This is a genomic window from Turicibacter sp. GALT-G1 (genome assembly GCF_025594995.1).
GTDB lineage: Bacteria > Bacillota_I > Bacilli_A > MOL361 > Turicibacteraceae > Turicibacter > Turicibacter bilis.
In genome coordinates this window covers 79,172-87,234 of the sequence record NZ_JAMQUS010000036.1, presented here as the reverse complement: position 1 = coordinate 87,234, position 8,063 = coordinate 79,172, and the positions used below count along the sequence as shown (strand labels likewise).

Genomic DNA, 8,063 nt, shown 5'->3' with positions numbered 1-8,063 from the left:
ACCAGTTGACAAAGAGCCAAGATTAATAGAAAAAGCCGTCATTTAAACGGACGGCTTTCTTAATTTTATCTGATGACTTTAATAAATTGACGATCATCGACGGTAATGTGTTGATGTTTTTTGAAGTAATTGATGATAATCTCAGTCATTTCGATTTGAATTTCTTTAATAACTGGGCAGTCACGGAAGAATTCATAACCTCCAACACCACTTGAACGATAGTTGTTCATGACTAAACTGAAAGTATCTTCAGGTTGAACTTCTTTGTCATTTACGATCATGGATGTGACACGTTCACCAACTGGTTTGGTTAAATCAAAGGTATAGAAGACATTTGAGAAGAAGTCATAGTTGTAGTGAGCGACTTTTGGTTGTAAGAAACGACGAGAAACTGAGAGTTTACCATTTTCATTATGAATGTATGAAGCGCAAACTTCTAATGCTTGTTTTAAGACCGTCCCAGTGACTTCAAGGACAACAAGCGTATTTGGATAAACGTACGTTGACACGATATCACGAACAGTGACACTTGTATCAAATCCTTTGATTGCATTAGCAAAGGATGTACAGGCTAAATCGGATTCAGCCACTTCTAATTGGATTTGATTAATGAAGTTTGCTAATAGTGCCCCGTTTACTGCCATATCTATACGGTCTTCAGGTTGTAGTTCAACATTTAGATAACCCACTGGAGAGTCTAGCCACTGTTGAACACGAGTTTCTAACGGCATTAATGCCTCGTATAAATGGGGCTCTGGATTGATTGAAACGGCATTCAAAGACGAATGAATAGAAAGTTTTTGATCGTCTGCAACTGTTATATTGACTTGAGCGTACTTAGAGGCATTATGTGGAGTTTGGATAATATGCGTTCCAAATAAATCTTGATCTTGAAGCGGGACATGCTGATGTCCAGTTAATAAGAGATCAAACTGTAATTCTTTACAAATTTTATAAGCAATATTTTCAGATGATGTGCTCAGTTGTTCGTGAGTTTCTAAATCATATTCAAATCCACCGTGGTAAATCCCGATTAAAACATCAACTTGTGGTTTTAATTCATCATGAATCTTTTGAATCGAAGAAAATGTATCTAATACATCAAAATTAGTTAAGTTATACGCTTTTTCCCAAATTGGAATGAAGTCAGTTGTAAATCCAATGACACCTACTTTTAATCCATTTTCCATGACTTTAATGTCAGATGATGCAATCGGTAAAATGCCAGTTTTATCTATGATATTAGCACATAAACATTTCGCATTTAAGTTTGTTAAATACGATTTTAAATAGTCATAGCCATAGTTAAATTCATGGTTACCTAAGGTGATATAATCATATCCACCTTGATTCATAACGGTTGCAACCGGATGTTTTTCTAGATTTTCAGTACTTAAAAAAGTCATAAATGGTGAGCCTTGAATGGTATCACCAGCATCAATAATTAATGTGTTTCCATCTTTTTGATAGTGAGACAAAATATTTAATAGTCCCATTGGTTTTTCTGTTGTATCGGTATAATCTGTTGGGTAGACGTAACCGTGTAAATCAGATGTAAAGTAAATTTTTAACTGTTTCATATGTAACACCTCAATTTGAATTATACCACAAAAATCGACATTAAACTGTTTTTCTACAGTGTTATTGTCTCATAATTTAATGAAATCATGTAAAAAATAATGATGTAACGGAAAAAAGGGTGAAAAATACTAGGTAATTCACTAAACTATGATAAAATATAAAAAAGACACTTGGATTAAAAAGGAAGAATAAAGATGACAGAAAAAATAATTGATTATAACAAGTCTGAAATCAACATGTCACCAATTAAAGAATGGAAAGATTTAGAGGGAACTGAATTCTTAGAGTTATTAACATCGGGAGCAGAACTGGATGCTGAACTTTATGAGTTAGCTGTTAAAAAAGTTCCTCAATTAGTGAAACAAAGTAAACTTGTCCTTAAATCAAGTCATAAAACGATGAAACAGACCATGAAATCAAGTAAACGAACGAAAAAATATTATTATAAAGTGTCAAAAGCGATTATGAAATTACTAAAGCGTGATGATATTGCTCATGAATTAAAGTTAGAGTTAATTGAATTATTAAAAGAATTAACCATTAAAGTTGAAAAGTGTGATGAAAGAGATCAGTATTTTTTCAGTGAACAACATAAAAAAACAATGGGCTATGGAACGGTTGCCTTATTTACAGTGGCAGCGATTTATGGAGTGGTGACTAGTAAAAAGTCATAAGATGAAAACGGTTAAGAGAGAATCCTTTCTTAGCTGTTTTTTCTTATCAAAATGTGTTTGATTATAGAACCTTTCTTTATTCATGTTTTAAAGTCATCGAGAATACACTGTACTAGATGACTTTATGAGGGAGGCGGGTGAGGATGAGAGGTCCAATCCAATATCAACGACAATTCATTTTACAGGTTCATTGTGGGATTAATGCCTTTTGTTTTATAGTCACGCTAATTTGTATTCTGGCACTACGGTTTAGTATTGGTTTAATCGAATTATTTGCTCTGATTTTACCCATTATCGGAGTTTTATCACTATTTATGAATTCTAATTTAGGAAAAGGTCGGAAAGTCATGAAAGAATGCTATCTTTTCGGAAGTTTAGCGAGTATTCTATCATTATTTTTAGTCTCACAAGTATTAATTCAGTTTTGCTATAAGAGCTGGCTATGGGGAGTTGGATACTTTTTATTCACAGGAGCAGCCCTTGTGGCGATTGTGTATTTGTTCTTTTTTGGAGATATGCATTTTCTTTATAAATGTTTGACTCCGGTCACGTTAATTGCTGCTTTAATTATTGGAATTTTAGTTTCAATCGTTATTTACAGATTTTTTCTTAGCTGGTGTTTTACCGCGGGCTTTGTTTTATTTTTAAGTTATCTATTATGGATTATTGATCTTATTATGACGGTGTTTATTTGTTTAGATTTAAGAATTATCTTATTTAAAGGACGTTAAGTCTAGAGGAGTTTTAAGATGTTAAAAGCAGAAGAGTCAGTGAGCGTTAGTTATCGTGCCTTAAATCAATCTGATTTAGAAGAACTGTTAAAGTTATACCAGGATAAATTATTTATTCAAGGATACGGAAAAATAGATGAAGACAGACAGACAAAACAACAGTTAGAAGATTGGTATGAGCATTCTATTCATTCTTTGGATGAGTATTACTTTTCGATTTGGATAGAAGGAAGTAAAGAATGGATAGGTTTTATTAGTTTAACTGACTTTAATGACGATCAAAGTGAGGCTTGGATGAGTATAGGCATAAAGCCAACTTGGTGGGGCATGGGAATAGGAACAAAGGTTCTTACAGCATTCATTGATGATTGCTTTACCAACCGGCATCTTAAAACGTTAAGATTGAGTGTGTTTTCAACTAATCACCGAGCGTTGATGCTTTATCAAAAAGTCGGATTTCAAATTGAAATGATTTACAAGCAAAATCAAGCACCGAATTGGTTTAATACAGATATTTATCAGCTTTCTTTAAGCCAATCGTATGAAATATTGGGGGAGTGAATATGAAAGGGAATAGCATTAAAAATAGTGTGTGGTGTGAAAGGGAAGGGGAGTTTCCCCGATATTTTAAAACGGATGGACAACTTCACTTTGATCAAACAGAGATTGATGGTTATAAGGTTGGTAGCCTTAGTTTTAGTAAAGAGGATTATGAGCGCTTAGTTTATACTGAAACAATTAACACGGTAGGTAAAAGACAATTGACCATTGGATTGATTATTCGGGGAAATGATGTGGATGAAATCAATTATAAAGTTGCGTTTTATAATGAAGCTGATTCTTGTATTGATGTTTGTTGTCATAATGTTGCTTCTGAAGTGACTCCACATTTTAAACGAATTTGTGTGACCTATCCTATTCCTGCAGATAACTGTTATGTTAGAGTTGGCTGGGAGTTTAAGGGGATTGTTACTGGGGTGACATTTTTTCATCCGTCATTAATCTTAATAGACTAAGGAAATAAAAAAAACTCTCGAAATCGAGAGTTTTTTTTATTTCTATTTTTGCTCTGTTGATTGACGTTTTTCCATTGTCCATCCTGTGGCTGCTAAAATTAATGAAATCATAGGCGATAATAAGTTAAAGAAAGCATATGGTAAGAAGGCAATTGGATTAATCCCTAATGTGGCAATCATGTATGAACCGCAGGTTGTCCATGGGATTAAAGCTGATGTTACTGTTGCGCTATCTTCAATCGCACGTGATAAGTTTTTAGCTGCTAAGTTACGTTTCGCATATTCGTCTTTATACATGCGTCCAGGCATGACAATTGCTAAATATTGATCTCCAGTTACAATGTTTGTAAAGATACATGTGATAATTGTTGCAAAAACTAAACCGAATGTTCCTTTAGCAAACTGTAAGATACGTGTTGCAATCGTTTCAAGCATACCTGTTTTTTCAAGGACTCCACCAAATGATAGTGCACATACAACTAAAGAAACAGTCCATAACATACTATCTAATCCACCACGAGTTAATAAGTCATCAACCGCTACGACACCTGTATGTGACTGATAACCGTAATGCATGGCTGACATGACATCACCTAAACTTGCTCCTTGGAAAATGATTGCAAAAGCACCACCGATTAATGTTCCTGTTAATAAGGCTGGAAGTGCAGGAAGTTTTAAAATAACCATGGCAATAACAGAGACAGGAGCTAATAAAAGAATTGGAGATAAGGTGTTAAAGTTTGAAACTAATGTTTCTTTAATGATGTTAATTTGAGCCATATCTAATGATTGACCGGCGTATTTAACGCCAAGAATCGCATAGATGACGATTGCGATGACATAAGCCGGAACAGTCGTATACATCATATGCTTAATATGATCAAATAAAGTTGCACCTGCCATAGCTGGTGCTAAATTGGTTGTATCTGAAAGAGGTGACATTTTATCACCAAAATAAGCCCCTGAAATAATGGCTCCTGCAATAACGGGTGATGGAATTCCTAATGTTTGACCAATTCCTAATAGAGCAATCCCAACTGTTCCCGCAGTTGTCCAAGACGAACCTGTTGAAACAGAAACAATTGAACAAATTAATAACGTTGCCACTAAGAAAATACTAGGTGACAAAATATTTAATCCCCAGTAAATCATTGAAGGAACAACCCCACTTAAAATCCATGTTCCAATTAGTGTTCCTACAATTAATAAAATCAGAATGGCTTGGATAGCCATTTTAATCGTTTCGATAATTCCGTCTTCAAGCTCCGACCATTTAAAGCCAAGTCGATAGACTCCGATTAAGGAAGCAACAGCTGTCCCTAATAAAAGTGGGATTTGAGGATCCACCTTAAAGACAATTAAGGATAACGCTAAAATAATAATTAAAAATACGATAGGAATCAATGATTCAAATAGTGTTGCTTTTCGTTGTTGTTTCATCTTATTCTCTCTTCTCCTCTCAATTATGTTGATGGTTTATTGACATTGAATTTAGTCTAATGAACCGAATTTAATGAGAATTTACTCAATAAAAAAACGAAAAATATCGAGAATTGCCGAAACATAATATAACATGTTCTTAGATGGACTGCAAATGTTTTTTTGAAAATAATGAAACGTAAATTTTGGTAATTAATCCAGGGTTAATTAAACATCATGAACCACTGTTTTAGAACAAAAAAATAAAAAAGATGAGGGGGAAGAGGAATATTTTTGAAATGATTTTCAAATTATATTATATATAAGGTTGTCTTTTTCTGAAAAACGTGCTATATTTAACCTGTACTTAATAATTCTTTTGGTATTTTTCACAGGTTCAAATGAATAAATTTTCTTGGGGTTTATAACTAAGGGTAATGATGTGGGTAGCAAAATAGTATTAAGTAACAAATTTTTATTTGTTTTCGGAGGTATTTATTATGAATACAGGTACAGTTAAATGGTTTAACGCAGAAAAAGGATTCGGATTCATTTCAGTTGAAGGTGGAGAAGATGTATTCGTACATTACTCAGCAATTACTGGTGAAGGATTCAAAACATTAGAAGAAGGACAAAAAGTTTCTTTCGATATCGTTGAAGGAAACCGTGGAGCTCAAGCTTCTAACGTTGTTAAATTATAATCATTCATAACATTTTTTAGAGCTAGTGATCATTTTATCACTAGCTTTTTTCTTATGGATTAAAAGATTAAATGAAGATGGAGAATCTAGTAAAATGTTTTATAGAAAACAATGATTGAGTCATGATGCGCTAATTGTCAATGAGGTTTAAAATGAGATGAATGATTAGAAGCTAGTAGCAAAAGTTGATTCAAAACATCAAAAATCTCTTGTTTTTTTCAGTTTGGAATGTTAAAGATGAATAGGAAGAATTAAAAGAGATGAATTTTAAAAGGAGTGTTATAGTTTGGAGAAGCGTATTGATTTAACCAAAGGTCCCATTGTCAGAACGTTAGTTAAATTAGCATTGCCAATTATGGGAACATCATTTATTCAAATGGCTTATAATCTGACGGATATGATTTGGATTGGTAAAGTTGGAAGTAAGGCAGTGGCTGCTATCGGAACGGCTGGTTTTTTTACGTGGCTTGCGATGGCTTTTATCATGATTTCAAAAAATGGAGCTGAGATTAAGGTCGCTCAATCAACTGGAGCGAAGCGTTTTGATGAAACGAAAATGTATGTTAGAAGTGCAATTCAAATTAACTTAATACTTGCCATAATCTATATGCTAGTTTTACTTATTTTAAAAGAACCGTTGATTAGTTTCTTTAACTTAGGTGATACTGAGATTATTCAGATGTCATATACCTATTTAGAGGTGATGGCATTCGGAATGATTTTTTATTTTATTAATCCTGTTTTAACTGCTATATTTAATGGATCAGGGGATAGTAAAACTCCATTTATTATTAATACGATTGGGTTATTGTTCAATATTATATTTGACCCATTATTAATTTTAGGATTTGGTTCTATTCCAGCCTTAGGGGTATTAGGAGCCGCGTTAGCTACTGTTGCTGCACAAATTATGGTCACAATTTGCTTTGTAGTGGTAATGATTAGAAGTAAAGTGAATGATTTAAAAGTGGATCTTTTTAAGAAACCGGATATTGTATCCATGAAAACACTCTGTAGACTCGGACTTCCAGGGGCTGTCCAAAGTGGGTCATTTACATTAATTGCGATGATTTTAGGACGATTAGTCGCGGTTTATGGAGCAGTTCCAATTGCGGTTCAAAAAGTGGGATCACAGATTGAATCGATTTCTTGGATGACAGCTGGTGGTTTTTCAACAGCCTTAGGAGCGTTTGTCGGTCAAAACTATGGTGCAAAACAATATGAGCGAATTCAGAAAGGTTATCGTACCACGTTAATGTTAGCCTTAGGACTAGGGGCATTTACGACCGCCTTACTCATCTTTGCTGGTCGTCCTATTTTTACCTTCTTTTTACCTGAAGCAGAGGCAATTCACCAAGGAACAGATTACTTAAAAATCTTAGGGTACTCACAATTATTTATGTGTATCGAGATTACAACACAAGGATTATTTAATGGATTAGGTCGAACGTATATTCCTTCTGCAGTGGGGATTATTTTAACGGCTGCTCGTATTCCCCTTGCTTATTTAATTGCAACACCTACGCTTTTAGGAATTAATGGTGTTTGGTGGGCTATATCATTAAGTAGTGTGGCAAAGGGAATTGTTTTAGTTGTGATTTATTTTTATTTACAAAAACGAAAAAAGTTATACCATATGCAAGAGTTTGATCTCAATATTGAGGATGATTTAGAAGAAAGTAGTTCTCCTTTAATCGAATCTTAGTCCGGTTTTAGAGTCGAATAAGCGCCTGTGCGGTTATTCGGCTTTTTTTATCTTTTGATCTATTCGTTTTATTCCTACTGAACTGACCGAGCATTTATGACGTAAAGAATAAAGGTTAAAAATAAAGGAAATGAAAGATTTAGTGTAGATGAAAAAATTTCTTTCGTTCATAAAACAATTTTTGAGGAAATTCTTATCCACTAACGACAGCGTAGCGACGTTTTAATATACATTTA

The 8,063-nt window shown here is 33.8% G+C and carries 8 protein-coding genes; 6 read left to right on the top strand and 2 right to left on the bottom strand.

What is annotated here, in order from left to right; all coding sequences use genetic code 11:
* Positions 1-65: 65 nt before the first annotated feature.
* On the bottom strand, positions 66-1,580 hold the full coding sequence (locus NEH74_RS07160) for a bifunctional metallophosphatase/5'-nucleotidase (protein WP_055304334.1): 1,515 nt from the start codon (positions 1,578-1,580) through the stop codon (positions 66-68).
* A gap of 195 nt (positions 1,581-1,775) precedes the next feature.
* Here NEH74_RS07160 and NEH74_RS07155 point away from each other — a divergent pair, with 195 nt between their 5' ends.
* The 4 genes from NEH74_RS07155 (at position 1,776) to NEH74_RS07140 (ending at position 4,002) form a co-directional block, all read left to right on the top strand.
* Entirely contained in the window at positions 1,776-2,255 is a 480-nt protein-coding gene (locus tag NEH74_RS07155) for a hypothetical protein (protein ID WP_055275726.1), read from the top strand.
* 143 nt (positions 2,256-2,398) lie between these two features.
* Entirely contained in the window at positions 2,399-2,986 is a 588-nt protein-coding gene (locus NEH74_RS07150) for a hypothetical protein (RefSeq protein WP_055243645.1), read from the top strand.
* A gap of 18 nt (positions 2,987-3,004) precedes the next feature.
* Entirely contained in the window at positions 3,005-3,547 is a 543-nt protein-coding gene (locus NEH74_RS07145; RefSeq protein WP_055304332.1) for a GNAT family N-acetyltransferase, read from the top strand.
* Positions 3,548-3,549: 2 nt separating this feature from the next.
* Entirely contained in the window at positions 3,550-4,002 is a 453-nt protein-coding gene (locus tag NEH74_RS07140) for a hypothetical protein (protein WP_055304330.1), read from the top strand.
* 42 nt (positions 4,003-4,044) lie between these two features.
* Here the strand turns inward: NEH74_RS07140 and nhaC are convergent, their stop codons facing one another.
* Positions 4,045-5,442 carry a Na+/H+ antiporter NhaC gene (nhaC, locus tag NEH74_RS07135; RefSeq protein WP_055243652.1) on the bottom strand — a complete coding sequence of 466 codons (1,398 nt, stop codon included), beginning with the start codon at positions 5,440-5,442 and terminating at the stop codon, positions 4,045-4,047.
* 479 nt (positions 5,443-5,921) lie between these two features.
* Between nhaC and NEH74_RS07130 the strand changes: the two genes are divergently transcribed.
* Positions 5,922-6,122, top strand: a complete 201-nt coding sequence (locus NEH74_RS07130; protein WP_006785622.1) for a cold-shock protein — start codon at positions 5,922-5,924, stop codon at positions 6,120-6,122.
* Positions 6,123-6,408: 286 nt separating this feature from the next.
* Entirely contained in the window at positions 6,409-7,827 is a 1,419-nt protein-coding gene (locus NEH74_RS07125; RefSeq protein WP_262941231.1) for an MATE family efflux transporter, read from the top strand.
* Positions 7,828-8,063 lie beyond the last annotated feature (236 nt).